Here is a 22,989-nt window from a genome sequence, read left to right on the forward strand (position 1 = left end):
CCATGAAGACAGCTGAAGTATTGGCTGAGTTGAAAAAGCGGCTGGATGAACAGCCGCTCACTTGGAGTTATGATCGAGAACACGAGTCAGTTCGGATTGAACATAACACTCTGGGCAAAGGAATGACCCTGTCACTGGGATCCGTTGCTGCGAAAACAGACAACCGGGGCGAAGAAGTCATCGATGAAGTGGCATATACGATTCGAGAGACGTTTACGGCGATGGAGAAGGAAATGAGAGGGGAATTGCCGGAGTCGATGAACATTTTCCCGGTTATCCGTTCTACTTCTTTTCCTTTGGAATCCAAGGAAGGCCATGCGTTCATCACCACGGATCATACAGCGGAAACACGCATATTTTATGCGCTGGATGGCGGCACAGCCTATCGCTTAATTGATGAAAATATGTTAAGTTCATTACAGTTGACAGCTGAACAGGCAAAGGAAATTGCCCGGTTCCAGGTACGGAAACTCCCTGTTTCCCTGAAGGAAGATCAAGTTGCCGGCAATCTGTTTTATTTTATGAATGAAAATGATGGATACGATGCGTCCCGCATACTGAATGATTCGTTTCTGAAAGAAATGCGGGAAAAGATTGAAGGCGATATGACGGTATCGGTTCCGCATCAGGATGTCCTGATTGTCGGGGATATCCGAAATGAGACCGGTTATGATGTGCTCGCACAAATGGCTATGCACTTTTTCACAGAAGGCAAAGTGCCGATCACATCCTTATCATTCGTCTATGAAAATGATGTTCTGGAGCCGATTTTCATCATGGCGAAGAACAGAGCGCCAAAGGAGGATGGATCAAAATGAATGCTTTTTATAATAAAGAAGGAGTCGGGGATGTCCTGCTTGTCCGGCTTCAGGACCAAGCGCCGGATCCGCTCCGTGCAGAAACGTCAGGTGATGTAACAGCGATCAGGGATGAAGCCGATCAGCTGGCCGGTTTCAACCTGTTCCGGGCATCCCAGTATGTGCCGCTGGATGCGCAGGGGAGTGTCGAGCTTACCGAGGAACTGCTCTCCGGCCTTCAGAATGCATTGAATCAAAATGATGTGGATTATACACTTGAAGTCGATTTAACCCCGAAATTCGTTATTGGTTACGTTAAGAGTCTTGACAAACATCCGAATGCAGATAAATTGAGTGTCTGCCAAGTCAGCACAGGTGACGCGGAACTGCAAATTGTCTGCGGTGCCCCTAATGTGGCTGCGGGACAAAAAGTGGTAGTGGCCAAAGTTGGCGCCGTCATGCCTTCCGGACTGGTGATCAAGGATGCTGAATTGCGCGGTGTCGCTTCAAGCGGAATGATCTGTTCGGCAAAAGAACTTGCCATTCCCGATGCCCCGCAGGAAAAAGGAATTTTGGTACTTCCGGAAGATGCTGAAGTCGGAACACCGTTTCCGGTAAAGGGCTGATTGCATGAAGTGGATTAAAGATCTATGGAGCCGGTTGTTTGTATCGGATGCCGATGAACCGGAACAGGAATTCCGGGAACCGGAAGGAGAAACGGCAGGCATTAAGCCGCCATTCCGGTTTCCGCTTATTTCAGATCAGGAATTATATGGAGAGCAGCCTGGATCGTTCAGTATGTCTTCAAATGAGTGGGTGAACTATATAGACACACCGCCGGAGCAGCCGGTTCCTCAACCGGTTCCGTCTGCTGCTGAACCGGTTAAACTTGTAAAGCTCCCAAAACCGGTCAAAAAAGTTTCATCTTCCGTTTATGAACCGGTGCGTCCGGGCATGACTGCGGTTTCACCGCAAAGTAAGCCAGTGCCGAATCCCCGGTACCGGCCGACCCGCGTGCCATCCCCTGTCTACGGTTTTCAGCCGCGTACCGCTCAGGAAGTGAAACCGGCCGGTGAACCGCTTGAGGAACAGAAACCGGTGAATCAAAAGCTTATCCAGGAATCCATGCAGGTCAATGAACACCTGCAGAAGAAGCCTGTCTGGCTTGATGAAGAACCGCGATCGGATGCTGTTCAAGCCGGCAATGAGTTACCGGCGAATCCGGTGTATAAACAAATAGCGGACCCGGATGAAACAATAACAGTTGAGAGTCATAAAGCAGCTTCTGACGAACCCGTTGCCGAACAGATGCAAGATTCGGAAGTACCGCTGGTTTCTTTGTCAGAAGAAAATGGTATACATAGAGAAGAACAGGAACAGCAAGCGGATGCCCTGAACGGGAAGATAGCAGAACAGGAGACACCCGCACGTGCCGTCACCGGTTCTTCCCGCGGAAAATCGGCGCCGTTTAATGTTCTGATGCTGAAGTCAGACCGGGAACGGCTTCAGAAAAAAAATGCGTCAAAAACGGCGCAGCCGACTAGGCAGCAAACGCACCGGCCAGAGACACAGCCGGCCAGTCGTCCGTCGCATTATGCTCTTCCGGAAAGCAGGTTGCTATTACCGCCGGAAAGCGATATGAAAGACGAGCAGTGGATGGCCCAGCAGGGGCGCAGACTGATTGAAGCACTATCGCATTTCCAGGTGAAATCAGAAATCATCGATATCATGCAGGGGCCGGCAGTTACGCAATTTGAACTGAAAGTGGCAAATGGAGTAAAGGTGAGTAAAATCCGCAATCTGGCAGATGATCTGAAACTGGCTCTTGCTGCAGAAGATATTCGGATCCAGGCACCAATCCCCGGAAAAAGTTCCATTGGAATTGAAATTCCGAACCGGACTTCCCGTCCTGTCCGGATTTCTGAAATTATTGAGAGCGACGCATTTAAGGCTGCATCGTCTCCGCTTGAAGCAGTCCTGGGACTGGATTTGCAGGGGCGCCCGGTAACTGCCGATCTCAGGAAAATGCCGCATGGCCTTATTGCGGGTGCGACAGGCTCGGGGAAAAGCGTCTGTATTAATTCGCTCCTGATCAGCCTTCTATACAAGGCAACGCCGCAAGAGCTGAAGCTTTTACTGATCGATCCCAAAATGGTGGAACTTGCACCTTATAATAATATTCCACACTTGATCAGCCCAGTGATTACTGATGTAAAAGCGGCGACCGCTTCCCTGAAATGGGCGGTCAGCGAGATGGAGCGACGCTATCAATTGTTTGCTCATGCCGGTGTGCGGGATATCGGGCGTTTTAATAAGCTGGTCGAAGAAAAAGGCGATTATGTCCAACGGCTGCCGTATATCATGATTGTCATTGATGAACTGGCGGATTTGATGATGATGGCGCCGGCAGAAGTGGAAGATGCCATCTGCCGGATCGCCCAGAAAGCGCGCGCTTGCGGTATCCATCTCATTGTCGCGACCCAGCGGCCTTCCGTTGATGTGATTACAGGATTGATCAAAGCCAATATTCCAACGCGCATCGCTTTTACGGTTTCCTCGCAAGTTGACAGCCGAACGATTCTGGATGCACAAGGGGCGGAGCGACTGCTTGGACGAGGGGATATGCTGTATCTCGGGAACGGCATGTCCGCACCTGTCCGGCTGCAGGGGACTTATGTAACGGATGAAGAGATCGAAGAAGTCATCGCCCATGTGCGAAAACAAGGGCAGCCGGATTACTTTTTCAAAGAAGATGAATTAGTCCGGAATGCTGCTTCTCCTGACATGCAGGATGATTTGTTTGAAGAAGCATGCCGCTTTATTCTATCCCAGGGGAGCGCTTCCACTTCACTGCTGCAGCGAAGATTCCATATCGGTTATAATCGGGCAGCCCGCCTGATGGATCTGATTGAGCAATATGGGTTTGTATCAGAACAAAACGGAAGCAAAGCACGGGACGTCCTGATGACGGAAGAGGAACTGGAAGAGATTTTCTGAGGTTGCCCGCTGTCCTGCTTTCTTCATGCCGGCCAATGATGCTATAATAGGACGGTTATTGAACTGCTTAATAGAAAAATTAATTTTTCACCTTCCATAGGAGGCTTACATCATGAAAGTACTGCATTTCACCGGTATCAAAGGCTCCGGCATGAGTCCACTGGCACAAATCATGCATGACATGGGCGAACAAGTCCAAGGGTCGGATATCGATAAATACTTTTTTACAGAAGAACTGCTGCATAAACGGGGAATCACGATTTTGCCGTTTGATGAAACCAATGTGACCGGCGATATGACGATTATTGCAGGAAATGCGTTTCCGGATGATCATCCGGAATTGGTGAAGGCAAAGGAACTGGGCGCAGAAGTGATCCGCTATCATACGTTCCTTGGAGAACTGCTGAAAAACTACGTTTCCATTGCTGTGACCGGTTCACACGGGAAGACGTCTACCACGGGCTTGATGGCCCATGTGCTGGCGGGATATAAGCCGGTATCTTACCTCATTGGAGACGGATCGGGGCAGGGGGCGGCGGACTCCCGGTTTTTCGTTTTGGAAGCATGCGAATATCGCCGGCATTTTCTTGCCTATGAACCGGATTATGCAATTATGACCAACATCGATTTTGATCATCCGGACTATTTTGCCGATGTGGAAGATGTATTCAATGCGTTTGAGGAAATGGCACAGCGGGTGAAAAAATGTATTATCGCCTTCGGGGATGATGCAAATCTCCAGCGTATCCAAGCACCGGTTCCGGTAGTTTACTATGGCTTGGAACCGGAAAATGATTTTCAGGCAGTAAATATCCGGAAATCGACGGAAGGGACCACGTTCGACGTTGTCGTCCGGAATGAGTTCTTTGAAACATTCTTCATTCCGCAATTCGGTGATCATACTGTGATGAATGCCCTTGCAGTCATTGCGCTATGTCATTACGAGAACATTCCATCCGCTGTCATTCAGGAACAATTGTCGTCGTTCGGCGGTGTCAAGCGCCGGTTTACAGAAACAAAACTTGGTGACCGGATATTGATTGATGACTATGCGCATCATCCAACAGAAATTAAAGCGACGCTGCAATCCGCCCAACAGAAATATCCCGACCGGGAAGTGGTGGCGATTTTCCAGCCGCATACGTATACGCGTACTCAAAAGTTTCTTCAGGAGTTTGCAGACAGCCTGTCAGGAGCAGACCAGGTCTATTTATGCGATATTTTCGGCTCTGCCCGGGAAAACACCGGTAAATTAACGATCAGCGATTTAAGCAGCAAAATTGAAGGAAGCGCCATTTTGCAATTGGGAAACATGGACCCGCTCCTTGTGCATGAGCATGCCGTGTTTCTGTTCATGGGAGCTGGAGACGTTCAAAAGTTCCAGCGTGCATTCGAACAGGAGATCGCTCAGCGTTCATCCGTCTGATCCTGGTTCTATAGAAGCAGTTGTGACTGCAGATTTCCTCATTTATAATGAGGAAGTCTGCAGTTTTTTGTGCCCGTTGCAGACTGACGGAATAAACCGCTGATGAGAGGAGAATTCCGTGTTTGGAAGTCGGCCCATGTGCTGCCTGAGCCGGCAATACATGTGAACCGGAGCGGCTTTGCGATTAACTGCAGCCCGCTGCTGTTTTTCAAGCGTTTATTGTTTTCGGCAAGAAAACTTTAATAGGCTGTGTTTATTCCAAAGGGACTAGGGGTACAAAAAGTAGTATAGACGTAACATATTAAGACGAAGGAGGAAACAGGATGGATTGGGAAATATTGCTTTACATAGCTGCACTTGTAGCCGCAATTGGATTCTTAGCAGCATGTATCGGGCTTGCTATGCTGCTCGTCGGTTTGAAAAACACCATGAAAGAAGTGGCCGATACAGTAGCAGGTATGGAAAACCAATTGCAGGGCGTCATGCTCGAAACAACAAATTTGCTTCACAAGACAAACGAACTCACAGAGGACATACAGGATAAGTCCGAGAAGCTGAACACAGTAGTGGATGCGGTGCAGGGAGTAGGGAATTCTGTAACAGATCTGAATTCCACTGTGCGGCGAATTACGACCACAGTTTCAGCGCAGGTTGAACAAAATGAGGAAAAGATTGCGCAAGTTGTTCAGTGGAGCAATGTCGCACTTGGAATCCGGGACAAGTGGAAAGAGCGGAAAACATACGAAAGCAGCACCGGAACCGCTTATTCATCGCCAGTCCCTGGCCAGAAACGCCTTCCGGAAAGCAAGTAATACTTAACTAATCTCAAATAGGAGGAATGAAATATGACACAGAATAATTCAGGAAATAATGACCGCACATATAATGGTGCGAAATACAACAATGACTTTTATTCGCAGAACGGTGCGCATACAGGGGTGCGTAATACGCCGAATTATGGCGGTACGGACGAAGGAACGATCCAGGGCGCCGGATATAACCAGCAGGGTTATTCCCCGCAGGACTATGGTCAGAATGCGAACTACTCTTACAATCAGCGCACGCGAGTGAATCCATATGATGACTTGTACGAATTCGAAGATAACACCAGCTCCGGTTCAGGTAACTTCCTGCTCGGCGCCATCATCGGCGGTGTAGCTGGAGCAGCAGCAGCGCTGTTTCTGGCACCGAAGCCAGGAAAAGAACTGCGCAATGACTTGAATTCCCAAGTCTCGAAAGTGAAAGAAAAAGCAGCATCAGACAGCAGCTCAAGCACTGAGAAATCAGGAAGCGGACTGTCGCAGCAGTTGAAAGATCAGTCGTCTAAACTGAAAGATCAGTCATCTAAAGTAGTTGATAAAGTGAAAAACATGGCAGGCAGCAGCCAGTCCCCAATGGATGATGGGACCGCTTCATCCGAGGGTGAAGAACAAGTGGAAGTAGTTGAGGAAGTGGAAGTTCGCCTCGAGAATACAGAAGCAAAAAAAGGTCCTGAAGGGTTCACTTCTACAGCGAGCGCGCTAAAAGAAGCAGTTGAGGAAGCAAAGGACGAAAATCAGTCGACTGGTTCCAATAACAATAACGCTAATTCAAAGAAGTAAGCGGGAGAGGGTCGTATGGAAAACTTTATTCGAGTCCGGAATTTAGACGAATTCAAGCGATTTACGCAAGATACCGAGTCGTTCTGGCTGATGAAGCACAGCAATACGTGTCCGATATCGGCAGCTGCATGGAACGAATACGGAGAGTATGCTTCCATGCACCCGAATCAGCTCTTCCTGTTCCTCATCGTTCAGGAAGACCGGGACTTATCCAATCAGCTTGCGGAAATTACAGGCATTAAACATGAGTCGCCCCAAGTATTCCATTTTTACGAAGAACGGGTGGACTGGAACAAATCGCATAAAGATATTACCGATGAAGCGATGAAAGAATTTATCGCTTGACGGACCTGAGGCTGTCCGGAAGATCAATGCACATTTGATCTTCTGTGACAGCCTGTTCTGTGGTTCTTTTAGGCGATGAGTCTGCATAGGAGCAAGCGATTTCACCTTCTCTGAGCGGTGGTGCGTTCTGTGGGGATATTATGTGCCTGAACACTACGGCGAAGAAGAAGAGGTGAAAACAAAGAAGAATGAGCCGGGTAGCCTTTTACACAAACGCTTTCGCGCGTTGAAGCGTAAAAGAAATAGCGTGACTTTTCAGGTTAAGTTCCATATAATAGCCCTTATACACATCTAAGGATTGTTAACAGATCCGGAGAGAGGGGTAGAACAAAGTGAGTCAAACTGAATTGGATGTACTGAGAGAAAAAGTGGATGAGCTGAATCTCAAAATACTCAGCCTGATTAATGAACGTACGGCTGTGGCACGGGAAATCGGGAAAGTGAAAGAGAAACAAGGTGTAAATCGCTTCGATCCGGTTCGGGAACGCGATATGCTGAATTTGTTGAAAGAGCATAATGACGGCCCGCTTGAACAGCCAAGAGTGGAGCATCTTTTCAAAGAGATTTTCAAATCCGCTCTGGACGTTCAGGAAAAAGAGCAGCGGAAAGCATTACTCGTTTCAAGAAAGAAAAAAGCGGAAGATACAGTCGTTGAAGTGAATGGCGAGCGGATCGGTGACGGGAAGCCGACATTCATCTTCGGGCCTTGTGCAGTCGAATCGTATGATCAGGTTGAAATTGTCGCAAAGGCCATCAAGGAAAAAGGGCAGAAATTGATTCGCGGCGGTGCCTATAAACCGCGTACTTCTCCTTATGATTTCCAGGGGCTTGGCCTTGAAGGGCTCAAAATCCTGAAAAAAGCAGCGGAAGAACAGGGGCTCGCTGTTGTGACTGAAATCGTGACACCGGGTCATCTGGAAGAAGCACTCGATTACCTGGATGTTATTCAGGTAGGTGCCCGGAACATGCAGAACTTTGAATTGCTGAAAGCTGTCGGTTCAACCAATAAACCGGTTCTGCTGAAGCGCGGGATGGCAGCTACAATTGATGAATTCATCAATGCGGCTGAGTACATCATCGCGAATGGCAACGATCAGATCATCCTTTGTGAACGTGGAATCCGTACGTATGAAAAAGCAACGCGGAACACATTGGATATCTCCGCTGTGCCAATCCTGAAACAGGAGACGCACTTGCCGGTATTTGTCGATGTCACCCATTCAACCGGCCGTCGTGACTTGCTGCTGCCAACTGCAAAAGCGGCAATCGCCATCGGAGCAGACGGCGTTATGGCAGAAGTTCACCCGGATCCAGCTGTCGCATTATCAGACGCACAGCAGCAAATGGATCTCGGACAATTCGATGAATTCTACGATTCTTTGATGAAATTCATGAAACAATATGAGATGAACAGATAAAGCCGGTCCTCACCGGCTTTTTCTGTTGATTAGGTAAATAGGTGTATCGTATGATAGTAACAGTAAAAGAAAGGAGGCGAACCCATGCCTGTCACTATTTATGATGTAGCAAGAGAAGCGAATGTTTCAATGGCAACGGTGTCCCGTGTCGTGAACGGTAACCATAATGTGAAGCCGGCGACACGCAAAAAGGTTCTCCGTGTTATTGAAGAGCTCGGCTACCGTCCAAATGCAGTTGCAAGAGGGCTCGCCAGCAAAAAAACAACGACTGTGGGCGTGGTGATTCCGGATATCGCAAACAGTTTTTATGCGGAATTGGCACGCGGCATCGAGGATATCGCAACGATGTACCGCTATAATATTTTGCTGTCGAATTCGGATGGAAATGAAGACAAAGAACGCCAGTTGCTTGAAACCATGCTTGGAAAGCAAGTCGATGGAATCGTATTTATGAGCGAACGCGTATCAGAAGGACTGCGTGCGGATATGGAGCGGGCAAGTGCGCCAATTGTGTTGGCCGGCTCGGTCGAAGAAAGTGCTGCAGTAGCATCTGTTAACATTGACTACCGGCAGGCTGCTTATGAAGCTGTGAGCAGGCTGACGGCGAACGGTCACAAGAAAATCGCTTTTGTTTCAGGACCATTCACGTCGAACATCAATCAGGACTATAAGCTGAAAGGATATACAGAGGCGCTGGCGGAAGCAGGCATTCCTTTTGACGAAAACCTGGTGGTGGAAACGGATAATTTTTATGAAGAAGGCATGGAAGCGTACGAGCAAACAAAGCAGGAAAAACCGACAGCCTTTTTTGCTGGAAGCGACGAGCTGGCCATTGGTCTGATTCATGCAGTACAGGAAGATGGATTCACGGTCCCTGAGCAGGTGGAAGTGATCAGTTACGAGAACTCAAAGCTTGCCCAGATGGTCAGACCGCGTCTGACGTCAGTCGCATTTCCGCTGTATGATATCGGTGCAGTTGCTATGCGCCTGCTGACAAAGCTGATGAATGCAGAAGAAGTGGAAGAGACGCAAGTGATCTTACCGCATCGAATTGAAGAGCGCAGCTCCACAAGAAACGCCTGAAAGCATTAGCTTTCAGGCGTTTCTTATCATGTACAGGGCTTTTTCAAGCATTTGCTGATTTTTTTCTTCGATTTCCGTTTTACGGGGAATAGCCTGATACAGATCGGCAGGGTCGTTCCATGTTCCAATGAGAGGCACCGGAGATTCCGGCTGCCACCGCTGAAGCCATTCTTTAGGGAGCTTGCCCTCCGGCAATGGGAAGCCGCTCATTTCCATCCACAGAAGCGACCAAGCCCGGGGGACGACCCGCCAAATATCATAACCGCCTCCGCCAACCGCAACCCAGCGGCCTCCGCAGAATTCATGAGCCAATTCATGAGCCAGTTTTGGAATCTCCCGGTAGATGTCCATCGTGCCGTACAGATGGGTAAGCGGATCTAAATAATGTGCGTCTGCCCCGTTCTGCGTTAAAATGACATCCGGTTTGAAAAATGCGGTGATTTCTCTGAAGGCTGTCCGGTATGTCTCCAAGAACGATTTATCTTCAGTGAAGGCATCAATCGGAAAATTAAAGGAGGTCCCATACCCTTTTTCACTTCCGCGTTCTGTAATATTCCCGGTGCCGGGGAACAGGTAACGGCCTGTTTCATGGATAGAAACGGTACAGACAGAAGGGTCATTATAAAAGCTCCATTGCACGCCATCACCATGATGGGCATCTGTATCCATGTACAGAACCCGGGCGCCATATTTTTGCTGCATGTATTTAATCGCCACTGTGCTATCGTTGTATATGCAGAAGCCGGATGCTTTTCCTCTGAAGCCATGATGCAGCCCGCCACCGAGGTTAAGCGCATGAAGTGCTTTGCCTTCCATGACCTGATCGACAGCCGTCAGCGTGCCGCCAACGAGTCTTGCGGCAGCTTCATGCATATTTGGAAACATCGGCGTATCCTCTGTGCCGATGCCGTAATTTTCACCTGCCTCCGGTGTCACTTCGCCGCGTCCGGCTTTTTTGACAAATTCAATGTAGCGTTCATCGTGAGCCAGCTGAAGTTCTTCATCCGTTGCTACACGGACAGGAACAAATTGTTCTTCTGAAAGCGCATTCATTTCAAGGAGCAGATCCACAGTAAGGACAAGGCGCTTCTGATTGAATGGATGCGTATCGGAAAACTTGTAGCCGAGCTGGTCCTCCGAATAGATGAACACTGCTTCGTTTGTTTCTATATTCCCGGAATGTTTGGCCATAGGACATCAAAACCTTCTTTTCGGATATCATCAATGATTGCCAGCGGATTCATCGTCTTGACGCGGAAGACCAGAACTTTGTTGGCTTCATTTTCCTTATCAGGGTATACGAGGACACTTAGAACGTTCACATGATGTGCATAAAGCACTTTGGAAACTTCATAGAGAGTTCCAGCCCGGTTTGGCACACGCACTTCAATCTGGGAACCCGGCTGATGTGCACCAGTCAGTTCAATATACTTGTACAGCAGATCCGTTTCTGTGAAAAAACCGACAAGCTGGCCGTTCGATACAACCGGAAGACAGCCGATCTTCTGCTGATAAAAAATAAGCGCCGATTCTTCCACGAAATCCAACGGATGCCCGGTGATCGGGTTTTTCGTCATGACTTCTTCCACTTTCACATCATAAATACTTTTGATATCATCAGGTTCAGCAGAGTTAAAACGCGCATTTTTCAAGTCGCGTTCTGTTATAACGCCAATCACTTTCTTAGCATCGTCAACAATCGGTGCATGACGGATCCGTTTTTCTCTGAACAGTTTTAATACATCTTCCACAGTAGAAGAAGGACTTAACGTATGCACTTCTGTAGCCATGATTTCTTCCAGCAGCATTCACATTACACTCCCTTATGGATTAATACATGAAGCGGTTCATGAACCGCAATGAATCGAATTGCTGTATGGATTCCGTATCGACCCGATTGCCGATCCGGGCCATCAGGCAATTGGCAGGGTGCGAACTGATTTCAGGATCATCCGTCGCAAAGTATTCAAGTCCACCTGCCTGCATCATTTTCTCCATGACTTTGCGGTACTCCCAAACATTCAGTCCGGTGCCTTTCAAATCCCAATGCCAATAATATTCCGTTGTAATGACGATATAATCTTCAAACGAATCGTCCATCATGGAGACTTTCAGTAATGCCTTGCCTACACCTTCGCCTCTGAACTTCGGGATCACTTCAATGGCCCCCAGTTCAATCAGATTCTCCATATTGCCTTCTGACCAGCGTTCCATAGGATCCGGATACAGATATGTAACGTAGCCGACAATTAGATTATTGTGGCGGGCAATGAGGATCCGGCCTTCCGGAAGCTCTGCAATTCCAATAATAGCTTTATGCTGCTGTTCCGGCGGACGGAATGCAGTCAGGTGTTCATGAAAATCAAGACGGGAAAGCTCGTCTGGAGAAACAGGACCTTCGATGATGATTCGTCCTTGGCGTGTCTTCAATTCCATTGCATTATACGTTTTTGTGTGTTCCATCATTTCACCGCCTGTGGTAGCAATTAAGTCCATTATACATGAAGCGCATAGTTATTTGAAAAAAAAGAAGATTTCCCAAAGAAGTTAAAGCGTTTTATTTCACACAAAATTGTCAGAATGTTGTAGAATGTAAGAGTATCCAAAGGGAAAGGGTGATTGTGATGAAGACGGAAGAACTTCCGGCACGTATTGGGAATCACGAACTACATAATTACGAAGAGCTCGCAGCTGATTTTGACTGGACTGAAGTTGAGAAGGAATTCAGCTGGCATACGACGGGCAAAGTAAATATGGCCTACGAAGCGATTGACCGCCATGCCGAATCGGACCGCAAAAACAAAGTAGCTCTTTACTACAAGGATCAAAAACGGAAAGAATCATACACATTCTATGAAATGAAGCGTATGACAAATAGGGCTGCTAATATGCTGAAAGCGCATTCAAGTCTTGAAAAAGGTGATCGGCTGTTCATTTTCATGCCACGTTCTCCGGAGTTGTACTTCACACTACTCGGAGGGCTGAAAATGGGACTGATTGTCGGACCGCTCTTTGAAGCATTCATGGAAGGAGCAGTGTTTGACCGCCTGGAAGACAGTGGCGCTAAAGCCATTGTAACAACACCCGATCTGCTGCCACGAGTGCCTGTTGACCGGTTGCCAAACCTTGAGACGATTTTCCTTGTCGGTGAAGACATTCAGGAAGATGACCGAACCGTGGACGTTCTCCGGCATATGGAAACCAGCTCTGAGGAATTTGAAATCGAATGGCTGGATCGGGAAGATGGTCTGATTCTTCATTATACATCCGGGTCTACAGGAAAACCAAAAGGCGTTCTGCATGCCCAGAATGCCATGGTTCAGCATTATGCCACAGGGAAATGGGTGCTTGACCTGAATGATCAGGATATCTATTGGTGTACGGCAGATCCAGGTTGGGTGACCGGTACTTCTTATGGTGTGTTCGCCCCATGGCTCGTCGGTGCCACAAGCCTGATTGTCGGCGGACGTTTTTCGCCGGATGCCTGGTACAATGCAATCGAAGAATATGGAGTAACGGTTTGGTACAGCGCCCCGACAGCATTCCGCATGCTAATGGGGGCAGGTGATGCTCTTGTCCAGGAACATAACCTGTCTACGCTTCGCCACGTGCTGTCTGTTGGAGAACCGCTTAATCCGGAAGTCATCCGATGGGGGATCAAGGTATTCGATAAACGGATCCATGATACATGGTGGATGACAGAAACCGGTGCGATGATGATCTGTAACTATCCGACAATGACAATCAGACCCGGCTCGATGGGCAAACCGCTGCCAGGTGTAAAAGTGGCGATCGTGGATGACCGGGGCAACGAACTTCCGCCGAACCGAATGGGGAATCTCGCCATTCAAAAAGGCTGGCCGTCCATGATGCGGCAAATCTGGAACAATCCAGAGAAGTATGCTTCTTATTTCCTGAATGATGAGTGGTATGTATCCGGTGATTCTGCTTACATGGATGAAGACGGGTACTTCTGGTTCCAAGGTCGTGTCGATGATGTTATCATGACATCGGGCGAACGGGTTGGCCCGTTTGAGGTAGAAAGCAAACTGATCGAACATCCGGCGATTGCAGAAGCGGGCGTCATCGGGAAACCGGACCCGGTGCGCGGTGAGATTATCAAGGCATTTATCGCATTGCGGGAAGGTTACGAACCATCAGAAGAGCTGACGAAGGAAATTCAGCAGTTTGTGAAGAAAGGGCTTGCTGCACATGCGGCACCGCGGGAAATCGAGTTCAAGGACAAGCTGCCGAAAACCCGAAGCGGAAAAATCATGCGCCGGGTGCTGAAAGCCTGGGAGCTGGACTTGCCAACAGGCGATTTGTCTACAATGGAAGATTAATATTTTCTCCACTAAAAAAGTTCCGAAAGCAATTTGCTTTCGGAACTTTTTTTATGCTGCGTCATCTTCCGGAGGAGTAGGCTCTTCAGCCGGAGGAGCTGGTTCTTCAGCAGTACCGTTGTCCCCCTCATCAGCTGGAGGTGACTCCGCTGCACCGTCTCCTTCTGCCGGAGCAGGTTCTTCAGCAGGAGGAGACGGCTCTTCAGCTGCCGGTTCAGGTTCCGGTTCTGCAGGTTCTGGTGCTGAAGCAGGGACCGGATCGGGCTCCGGCAGCGCGACGATCACCCGGTTGGATGCCGAAGACGTTCTGCCGGTAATATCCACTGCCACTACATAATAGCTGCCAGGCCGCGGAAGCCGGTACGTGTTTTCTTCCGATTCAGCAATGGAAGCAATCCGGCTGCCGCTGCCGGTGTAAATCCGGTAGCCAACAACGTCATTGGAAGAAGAGTTGGACCAGCGGATGCTGTCTCCGCTTCTTTCTGCAGTTACCGCTGCAGGTGCAGAGCTGTCCGCTTTGAATTTAGCACCTGATACCACATTCGAGAATGGGGAGCCGGGCGGGAACAGCTTGCCTGGCTCGCCGCCGAGTTCTCCAAGCATCCGGTCGACGAATTCAGAAGAGACACCGACTCTGCCACCTGAAGTGAAATCAGATGGCGTGGATGGCAATGCGGCGTAACGGGTGCCATTGACAGTTGTATAAGAACCGCTTGTGATGCTGTCATCCGGTTGGGATGGAACCATGGCTTCCGCATTGAACAGGTCTTCCCGAACGAGTGACCCCGTACAGCCGCCACCTGGTGCCATTCCGGAGAATGCACAGAACGGGCGGGTGACGACACCTTCAGGCGCTACAAATGCCTCTTCTTCACCACCGACAAGTTCAGGATTCACTTCATAAATTGAATTCATCAATGTTGCCCACAATACATTATTTCGGGTGGATGGATGCGGGAAAGAATTATTGGCCGGATCATCTAATGTGAAATATTCATTATCGTAACCGAGCCAGGTTGTCAGCGTGACATTCGGGTTAAAGCCGGTCAGCCAAGAGTCCTTCGATTCCTGGGTCGTACCGGTTTTACCGGCGAAATCAGCAATGAATGCCAATTCGCTTTCTGCCCGCCGTGCAGTTCCGACGGAGCCGGTGAACGTATCCCGCATCATATCGGTCAGAATGTATGCTGTCTGCGGTGAAAATACCTGCACAGGATCAAGTTCCTGTTCAAAGACGATATTCCCATCAGCGTCTTCAATTCGGTCAACCATATAGGCATCGATGAATTCACCGCCATTAGCAAACGTAGTATAAGCATTTGCAACTTGTTCGACAGTACCTTCAATTCCGCCGCCAAGCGGTGCGGAAGGAACATTTTCGTATTCCGGATCAATGCTGGTCAATCCCGCTTTCATGGCGTATTCAAGCGGGTTGTCATCCATCATTTGATAGTAAAGCCGCAGAGCCGGCAAGTTCTGGGAAGATGCTAATGCAGCCCGGGCCGGCATGATGCCTTGCTCACTGCTGCCATAGTAATTCGTCGGTTCATAGACATCACCATTGGGCTGTTCCAATTCGAACTTTACATCGACTACGGGACTTCCTGCGCCGATCAGACCTTTTTCAACAGCCGGTCCATAAACGAGCAGCGGTTTAGCCGAGGATCCGATTGACCGGTAAGCCTGCGTTGCATGATTGTAATTTTCAAGCTCGTAATCCCGGCCGCCGACAAAGCTGACAATGCGTCCTGTGCGGTTTTCGATCAGGACACTGCCGACTTGGACGGGAAGTGAATCTTCGATCGGATTGCCTTGTCCATCAAGTGTGCCGGCCGGATACGTATAGCCATATTGTTCGTAGGCATCCTTTGCTTCCTCCATCGCGATATAGGTTTCCTTATCAATGGTGGAGTGAATGCGGTAACCGCCGGAATAGAGTGCCCGTTCTGCAAGAATGGCATATTCTTCATAGAGCTTGTCATTTTCCAGCAGGGATTCCGGTTCAACGCCGTTTTTCTCTGCAAGCACATCCATCAGAATGCGTGTTGCCCGGCGCTCCAATTCGAAGGTCAGGAATGGATATTCCTCAAAAGAACGAGGCTCGTTCTCACGGAAATCCTGTGTGATGTCATATGCGTTTGCTGCGTTATACTCTTCTTCTGTGATATATCCTGTCTCTTTCATCCGGAACAATACGGTTTTCATCCGGTTGATGCCTGGTTCAAGCCCTTCTGCATCTTTTACTGCCCCGGCGCGCGTAAATGGCGTGTAGCTGAAAGGTGCTTTCGGGATCCCGGCAATGAAGGCTGCTTGAGGCAGGGAAAGTTCATCGGCTGATACACCGAATATGCCTTGGGAGGCAGTTTCAATCCCGGCGATATTGGCGCCGGACGAGTTCCGGCCGTATGGAATGATGTTCAGGTAAGCTTCCATGATTTCATCTTTATTCATGAATTGTTCCAGCCGCATAGCGAGCAGCATTTCTTTTGCTTTCCGCTCATAGGAAACTTCGTTCGTCAGAATCTGGTTTTTGATGAGCTGCTGTGTCAATGTGGAGCCGCCCGTCTGTTCCGGTGCATTAGTCAAATCCTGCACAAGACCCCGAAGGACAGCTTTTGGCACAATGCCTTCATGCTCATTAAAATATTCATCTTCTGTTGCGAGAACTGCATCGATCGCTGTCTGGGATACGTCATCAAGCGTAATTTCTTCACGCTCCAAGTCCGTCCGCAGTTTCCCCAGATACTGTTCATCGCTGAAAAAGAGTTCCGATGTCTGGGTATAAGCGAATATCTGCTCGCGCATTTCCTCTTTCGTCAGGAGTTTTGTTTCATCCACAAGCGAAGCGAAGTAGCCGGCGCCTACCGATGCGGCAAAGATACCGCCGGCAACAAGGAAAATCGCCAAGAGCAATGCCAAATTCCAGAAAACTCCGGAGGTGATGCGGAGGCCTTTCATCCAGCGGCTAGAGACAAATTTATCGTACGACTCTTCGGCTTTAGTAAACCAAGTCGTCAATCGATCTTTCACTTAATTCCCCCCCTAAAATTCTTTTCCCATTATAGCACAATCTTCCCAGCATGACGAAAGGATTGACAACGCCGGAAAATGAGATAGACTACTAATTATATCTGAATAAGCAAAACGAAGAAGAGTCCGGAGTAGGGCACGCAATATCCGTTTCAGAGAGTCGGTGGCTGGTGAAAACCGACCGGAATGCGCGCTGCGAATTACAGGCTTGGAGTTTGCCGTGAGCGCCGCGTATGGCGCAGACAAGCGGGAGAATTTTTCTCCAAGCCGGGTGGTACCGCGCAAATTGCGCCCCTGCATGATGATAAATCGTGCAGGGCTTTTTTTGTTTAATTCTAAAGGAGGAATAATTATGACGAATGCATTGATCGAGGATCTGAAATGGCGGGGCGTGCTGTACCAGCAGACGGACGAGGAAGGGCTCGAGAAGCTGCTGAACGACGAAAAAACGGCCCTGTACTGCGGAGTTGACCCGACTGCAGATAGCATGCACATCGGCCATATCGTGCCGCTTTTAGTGCTGCGGCGCTTCCAGCTCCATGGCCATCAGCCGATTCTTCTGGTTGGAGGCGCCACTGGTATGATCGGCGACCCATCCGGACGGAACGAAGAACGGCAGCTGCAGACGACTGATCAGATTGATCGGAACGTCGCCGGCATTAAGAAGCAGATGGAACAGATTTTTGACTTCAAGACAGAAAATGGCGCAAAGCTTGTGAACAACCGAGATTGGATCGGCAAAATGGACATCATCGAGTTTCTGCGGGATTACGGGAAACTGATGTCGGTCAATTACATGCTGGCAAAAGACACGATCGCCTCACGGCTGGAAAGCGGCATTTCGTTCACCGAGTTCTCGTACACGCTGATCCAAGCCATCGATTTCAACCATTTATACGATCATCACAGCTGCCGGATTCAAATCGGTGGATCGGATCAATGGGGCAATATCACATCGGGACTTGAAGTGATCCGGAAAACCCATGATGAAGAAACGAAGGCGTTCGGCATCACCATTCCGCTTATCACAAAAGCGGATGGGACGAAGTTCGGCAAGAGTGCCGGCGGGGCTGTCTGGCTGGATCCCGAAAAAACCTCACCGTATGAGTTTTACCAATTCTGGATCAATACCGCAGATGCCGATGTAGTCAAGTACCTGAAGATTTTCACGTTCCTGGAGCGGGAAGAGATCGAAGCGCTGGCCCAATCGGTGGAGCAGGAACCGCATCTGCGGAAAGCGCAAAAAGCACTTGCCGAGGAAATGACGAAACTGATTCACGGGGAAGAAGCGCTCGAAACGGCCATCCGGATTACGAACGCGTTATTTAAAGGAGACTTGAAGGCGTTGTCGGCTGCTGAAATGAAAGACGCATTCAAAGACGTGCAGTCTGTTGATCTGGCGAAAGAAGATCAGAATATCGTGGAATTGCTCGTCCACGCCGGGGTCTCCCCGTCCAAACGCCAGGCCCGGGAAGATGTCACGAACGGTGCGATTTCCGTAAACGGTGAGAAAATTCAGGATCTGGATTACACAATCAGTGCCAATGATCGATTGGAAGATGCGTTTGCTATCATCCGCCGCGGGAAGAAAAAGTATCACATGGTGCGGTTTCAATAAAGAAAAAACCGGCGGGTTATTAGGCGGAAATTATATGGGTTGATCCGTTCCTTCCGTTCATTATGATTCCATTCAAAAAAATCCGTGTCCCATCTGCAGATTGTCTGCGGAACGGGCACGGATTTTTCGAGTTTCTTCTATAAGAAATGGAAGGAGTTCTCTCTTGCTTGCTGCTTGTATAGCGTGTCAGAGATTTGTGAGCCAGTGAGGAATTTCCATGTCCTCGTATTGTTCGGGGTGAATCAGTTTGCCAAGCCGGATGGCACCTTCCAAGAGGCGGGGGGAAGGGCGGCAATACAGAAATTCTTCCATTATATGAATATTGCTGATCGCCTTCATCTCCATCCAGCCGGGCCGTTTTTTCACGACTGCCGGTTTAACATTCGATGCAAGAACGCCGACCCACGCCAGCAAAATATAATCGGGATCCAGTTTCCGGACAGCTTCCCAATCTGTCTGGATGCTGGCTTCATCCACATCGCCGAAAACATTTGAAGCTCCGGTGATACGGCTGATTTCAGTCAGCCAATTAATCCCTCCTGGCGTGAACACCGGCTTTGGCCACCATTCCCAGTACAGGGACGGTGTCGACGCTGTGCGTCTGCCCCTTTCCCGGATTTCTTCCAGAATGATGTCATATTGCATCAGGCTGGATGTGGGATCGGTTCCGATGGCTTTGCCTGTCTTCTGCAGATCCTGCCGGATATCAAACAAGGACTGGGGATTCAGGACAAGATGAGGAATCCCGCGTTTTTCGAGCTCCGCCACATTTTTTTCCATGCCCGGCACACTGAGGGATGCGAGTACCAGATCCGGCTGCAGGCCCTCCAGGTCATCCATCCGGATAGAGAGGTCCGGGCCGAGACGCGGAAGCATGTTAACCTGCTCCGGCCAGTCGGAGAAATCATCAACGGCGATCAGCTGATCCAAGGCGCCCAGATAGGCGAGTAATTCCGTGTTGCTTGGACAGATTGAGATTATACGAATATGCGCCACCTCCATTTATTAAAGTGTAGCATACGCTCGCATTTCACTTCAGCCTGGAAGGGAAAATGTATAAAACGGATGAACACAAGGAGGAGGGGCGGAATGAATGCGGTGAAACTGATGGACCCGGATCATTTTCTGATCATCGCCCACAGAGGTGCCAGCGGTTTTGCGCCTGAACATGCAATTGTATAATTCGCTGACCAGCTCGCTTTCCTGCGTGCTTGCGCCGAACTAACTCGGGCTTTACGTCCGAGTGGATTTTGCCACATTGCTGTCCCGCGGGAGTCGCAGCTGATTTGCTCAGTTCTTATGGATAACGGAAGTTATTAAATATTATTATTTTCGTAAATTTAAAATGGAGACAACTGGCAGAACTTCTAATGAATAAAGGTATATCTTATACCCGCTACCAAATCCGTATGTGAAAACACTTAGCTATTTAATTGCGTTCACATGGCAGTATGAGTGTGATGGATATTAATAATACTTATTTTGCTATTAGGCGTTACTAATGGATTCCGTATTATTGCAGGATTTCCACCTCATTTATAGAAATATAGTATCTATCAGAAGGGGGAAATCGATTACGAGAGGAAAGTTTAGTGAATTTTGAAGAAGGCGAACTTTTAAACGTATATTTGTATGAATTGTATTATTTAGCAACAGGCTGTTGCCTGAAGGCAAATTCTGTCCAAGAATTGGGGGTCACTGCACCGGCAGAGGCGGCTTGACCGTTCGTCCGCAGCAAATGGTTTTGCCTGCGACGAGCTTGCGCAGGAGCAAGCGAGCTTTTACGGCCGGAATGCTGGTCTTGAAAAAATGTGAATTCTTTAGACAACTTAATATAGTTTGATTGATTCTATGAAGTAACGTAAAAGAAAAACCCGGAAAACCTGCATATCGCAAGGTTTTCCGGGTTTTAGGTGTCGCATGCTATTAACGTGAGTAGTACTCAACGATAAGAGCTTCGTTGATTTCGCCGGACAGTTCGCCGCGCTCAGGGAGGCGAGTGAATGTGCCGGTTTTCTGTTCGCCGTCGAATGTTACGTAATCCGGTGTGAAGTTGTTCACTTCAACTGATTCGTTCACGATGTCGAGGTTCTGTGATTTTTCGCGGAGCGAGATCGTCTGACCAGGCTTCACGATGTATGATGGGATGTCGAGACGAGCGCCATCTACCATTACGTGGCCGTGGCCGACGAGCTGGCGTGCTTGGCGACGCGTACGTGCAAGACCCATACGGTATACAAGGTTATCCAGACGTGACTCCAAAAGGATCATGAAGTTATCGCCGTGTTTGCCTTGCAATTTGCCTGCTTTGTTGAACAAGTTTTTAAACTGACGCTCAGTCAGTCCGTACATGAAGCGGAGCTTCTGTTTTTCCTGAAGCTGCAGACCGTACTCGGAAGTTTTGCGGCGCTGGTTGGCACCGTGCTGACCTGGAGCGTAAGGGCGTTTTTCTAATTCTTTTCCTGTGCCGCTCAATGAAATTCCGAGACGGCGTGACAGTTTCCAAGCTGGACCTGTATAACGGGACATGGATGTTCCTCCTAAATTGGTTTTTGTCGTAAAATAAAAACCAGATGCACTCATGCGGCAGCCATTTTATAGTTCTGCATCTTCGCCCAGCAGCCTAAGGTTACGGGATGCACCTTCACTTAAAGAGAAGGAATAAAATGGACAGACACGCCCATGCAACTGCTGCGATTATTTTACACAAGGACCAGTATACCTCGTAGAGGCTTATAAAGTCAACTAAAGGGATCCTATTCATTCGCTTTGCAGGTGCGAAAACCGGAAGGGCACCACTTTCTTTTTTAAACCCCTTGATGATAAGATAGAGTTGAAATGAAAGCGCTTTCTAATACATGGAGGGGTGTAAGGGATGAAAGAACAGAAAACGAATTTCGAGACGGCGATCGTGCATGCCGGTTATGACAGCAGAGAGCATCACGACAGCCTGACGGTACCGCTTTATCAGACCTCCACATTCACATTTGGAACTGCGGAAGAAGGGGAACGCCGCTTCGCAGGTGATAGCTGCGGCAATATTTATTCGCGGCTTGGCAATCCGACTGTCCGTGTACTTGAAGAGCGGATGGCGGAACTGGAACACGGGGAAGGGGCACTGGCCTTCGGATCGGGGATGGCGGCAGTCAGTGCTGTGCTGATCCATCTGACGAAAGCGGGAGATCATGTGCTTTGTTCGCGAGGGGTATATGGCTGCACGTTTGGCCTCCTGGAAATGATGGAAGAGAAGTACAACATCACACACGACCTTGTCTCGATGAAAACAGAGGAAGAAATCGAAAAGCATATCCGTCCGGAAACAGTATGTATTTACGTTGAGACGCCGATCAATCCGACGATGGAAATTGTGAATCTCCAGGCTGCGGCTGCAGTTGCAGAACGCCATGGCTTGAAAATGGTGGTGGACAATACATTCTGTTCACCTTATCTGCAGAACCCGCTGCTATTGGGAGCGGATTTCGTACTGCACAGCGCAACGAAATACCTGAATGGTCATGGGGATGTGATTGCAGGTGTACTGATCGGCAGAGATAAGCCGGAAATGGAGAACCTGCGGATGACGGTTCAGAAGGATGTCGGCGGCATTATATCGCCTTTTGATGCCTGGCTGATCTTGCGGGGATTGAAGACGCTCCCGGTTCGGATGGATCGCCATACAGATAATGCAGAGCGTGTGCTTGAATTTTTAAAAGAGCATAAGGCCGTGCAAACGATCTATTACCCGCTTGACGAAGAGAACGTGCAGGTCGAGACAGCGAGACAGCAAATGCGCCGGGGCGGCGGACTCATTTCATTCGAAATTGAAGGAGGAAGGAAAGAAGCGCAGGTGTTCATGAATGCTTTATCGCTGATTAAGATTGCCGTCAGTCTTGGGGATGCGGAAACGCTGATCCAGCACCCGGCGACGATGACCCATGCTGTAGTGCCGGAAGAACAGCGCAGCGCAATGGGCATCAGCGATTCGCTTCTTCGGCTATCGGTCGGACTTGAGCATGCCGATGATATCCTCCGGGATCTGGACCAGGCGTTCAAGCAATTGAAGACTGACTTGCAGCAAGCGTGAGAAAAATCCGCTTAGCGGTACAGACAGCTGGCAGTGGACTTGATTACTCTTAATCTCAAGCGATAAAAAGGAAGAACCCATCTCTCTTTGCAAACGGACTGCTGAACTTTGTGACTGCTCTGCAGGCAGCAAAGAAGTTAAACAGCCGGTCATGCTGCAAAAAGACATGGGTTCTTTGGTTCGTCAACACGTTTTCCGTGTACATAAGGAGACATACGGTCCAGCCATTGACTGCTCTTTGAACTGT

General features: G+C 48.9%; 18 protein-coding genes. 12 read left to right on the forward strand and 6 right to left on the reverse strand.

What is annotated here, in order from left to right; translation table 11 throughout:
- Positions 1-2 precede the first annotated feature (2 nt).
- The 9 genes from B0X71_RS06545 to ccpA all read left to right on the forward strand — a co-directional run bounded on the left by B0X71_RS06545 (position 3) and on the right by ccpA (position 9,667).
- Positions 3-818, forward strand: a complete 816-nt coding sequence (locus B0X71_RS06545; RefSeq protein WP_077588657.1) for a DUF1444 domain-containing protein — start codon at positions 3-5, stop codon at positions 816-818.
- Positions 815-1,423 (forward strand): YtpR family tRNA-binding protein, encoded by a 609-nt coding sequence (gene ytpR, locus B0X71_RS06550; RefSeq protein ID WP_077588658.1) that lies wholly within the window; start codon positions 815-817, stop codon positions 1,421-1,423. Before B0X71_RS06545 ends, ytpR begins: the two co-directional genes overlap by 4 nt.
- A gap of 4 nt (positions 1,424-1,427) precedes the next feature.
- Positions 1,428-3,794, forward strand: coding sequence for a DNA translocase FtsK (locus B0X71_RS06555; RefSeq protein WP_077588659.1), 2,367 nt, complete (start codon positions 1,428-1,430; stop codon positions 3,792-3,794).
- Positions 3,795-3,906: 112 nt separating this feature from the next.
- Positions 3,907-5,220, forward strand: coding sequence for a UDP-N-acetylmuramate--L-alanine ligase (gene murC / locus B0X71_RS06560; RefSeq protein WP_077588660.1), 1,314 nt, complete (start codon positions 3,907-3,909; stop codon positions 5,218-5,220).
- Between the two features lie 323 nt (positions 5,221-5,543).
- Positions 5,544-6,032: a DUF948 domain-containing protein gene (locus B0X71_RS06565; protein WP_077588661.1), complete on the forward strand. Its 489-nt coding sequence runs from the start codon at positions 5,544-5,546 to the stop codon at positions 6,030-6,032.
- A gap of 33 nt (positions 6,033-6,065) precedes the next feature.
- Positions 6,066-6,821: a YtxH domain-containing protein gene (locus B0X71_RS06570; protein WP_077588662.1), complete on the forward strand. Its 756-nt coding sequence runs from the start codon at positions 6,066-6,068 to the stop codon at positions 6,819-6,821.
- A gap of 15 nt (positions 6,822-6,836) precedes the next feature.
- Positions 6,837-7,166: a bacillithiol system redox-active protein YtxJ gene (ytxJ, locus tag B0X71_RS06575; RefSeq protein ID WP_077588663.1), complete on the forward strand. Its 330-nt coding sequence runs from the start codon at positions 6,837-6,839 to the stop codon at positions 7,164-7,166.
- Between the two features lie 332 nt (positions 7,167-7,498).
- On the forward strand, positions 7,499-8,584 hold the full coding sequence (locus tag B0X71_RS06580) for a bifunctional 3-deoxy-7-phosphoheptulonate synthase/chorismate mutase (RefSeq protein WP_077588664.1): 1,086 nt from the start codon (positions 7,499-7,501) through the stop codon (positions 8,582-8,584).
- A gap of 84 nt (positions 8,585-8,668) precedes the next feature.
- The gene (gene ccpA, locus B0X71_RS06585) at positions 8,669-9,667 is read left to right on the forward strand and encodes a catabolite control protein A (protein WP_077588665.1); all 999 of its coding nucleotides are present in this window, start codon (positions 8,669-8,671) and stop codon (positions 9,665-9,667) included.
- 12 nt (positions 9,668-9,679) lie between these two features.
- Here ccpA and B0X71_RS06590 read toward each other — a convergent pair whose 3' ends face one another.
- The 3 genes from B0X71_RS06590 to B0X71_RS06600 are packed head-to-tail and all read right to left on the reverse strand — an operon-like array spanning position 9,680 to position 12,130.
- Positions 9,680-10,858, reverse strand: coding sequence for an acetoin utilization protein AcuC (locus B0X71_RS06590; protein ID WP_077588666.1), 1,179 nt, complete (start codon positions 10,856-10,858; stop codon positions 9,680-9,682).
- Positions 10,834-11,475: an acetoin utilization AcuB family protein gene (locus B0X71_RS06595; RefSeq protein WP_077588667.1), complete on the reverse strand. Its 642-nt coding sequence runs from the start codon at positions 11,473-11,475 to the stop codon at positions 10,834-10,836. Before B0X71_RS06595 ends, B0X71_RS06590 begins: the two co-directional genes overlap by 25 nt.
- A gap of 22 nt (positions 11,476-11,497) precedes the next feature.
- Positions 11,498-12,130 carry a GNAT family N-acetyltransferase gene (locus B0X71_RS06600; RefSeq protein ID WP_077588668.1) on the reverse strand — a complete coding sequence of 211 codons (633 nt, stop codon included), beginning with the start codon at positions 12,128-12,130 and terminating at the stop codon, positions 11,498-11,500.
- 161 nt (positions 12,131-12,291) lie between these two features.
- Here B0X71_RS06600 and acsA point away from each other — a divergent pair, with 161 nt between their 5' ends.
- Positions 12,292-14,010: an acetate--CoA ligase gene (gene acsA, locus B0X71_RS06605; protein WP_077588669.1), complete on the forward strand. Its 1,719-nt coding sequence runs from the start codon at positions 12,292-12,294 to the stop codon at positions 14,008-14,010.
- Between the two features lie 51 nt (positions 14,011-14,061).
- On the opposite strand, the gene B0X71_RS06610 is transcribed toward acsA, so the two are convergent.
- Complete coding sequence (locus tag B0X71_RS06610) at positions 14,062-17,040, reverse strand: transglycosylase domain-containing protein (protein ID WP_077588670.1); 2,979 nt, start codon at positions 17,038-17,040, stop codon at positions 14,062-14,064.
- 352 nt (positions 17,041-17,392) lie between these two features.
- Between B0X71_RS06610 and tyrS the strand changes: the two genes are divergently transcribed.
- Positions 17,393-18,658 carry a tyrosine--tRNA ligase gene (gene tyrS / locus B0X71_RS06615; RefSeq protein ID WP_077588671.1) on the forward strand — a complete coding sequence of 422 codons (1,266 nt, stop codon included), beginning with the start codon at positions 17,393-17,395 and terminating at the stop codon, positions 18,656-18,658.
- 186 nt (positions 18,659-18,844) lie between these two features.
- Here the strand turns inward: tyrS and B0X71_RS06620 are convergent, their stop codons facing one another.
- Positions 18,845-19,645 carry a cobalamin-binding protein gene (locus tag B0X71_RS06620; protein ID WP_077590920.1) on the reverse strand — a complete coding sequence of 267 codons (801 nt, stop codon included), beginning with the start codon at positions 19,643-19,645 and terminating at the stop codon, positions 18,845-18,847.
- 939 nt (positions 19,646-20,584) lie between these two features.
- Positions 20,585-21,187: a 30S ribosomal protein S4 gene (gene rpsD, locus B0X71_RS06625; RefSeq protein ID WP_077588672.1), complete on the reverse strand. Its 603-nt coding sequence runs from the start codon at positions 21,185-21,187 to the stop codon at positions 20,585-20,587.
- 346 nt (positions 21,188-21,533) lie between these two features.
- Between rpsD and megL the strand changes: the two genes are divergently transcribed.
- Positions 21,534-22,742: a methionine gamma-lyase gene (gene megL / locus B0X71_RS06630; RefSeq protein WP_077588673.1), complete on the forward strand. Its 1,209-nt coding sequence runs from the start codon at positions 21,534-21,536 to the stop codon at positions 22,740-22,742.
- Positions 22,743-22,989 lie beyond the last annotated feature (247 nt).

Source organism: Planococcus lenghuensis (assembly GCF_001999905.1).
GTDB classification, from domain to species: Bacteria; Bacillota; Bacilli; order Bacillales_A; family Planococcaceae; genus Indiicoccus; species Indiicoccus lenghuensis.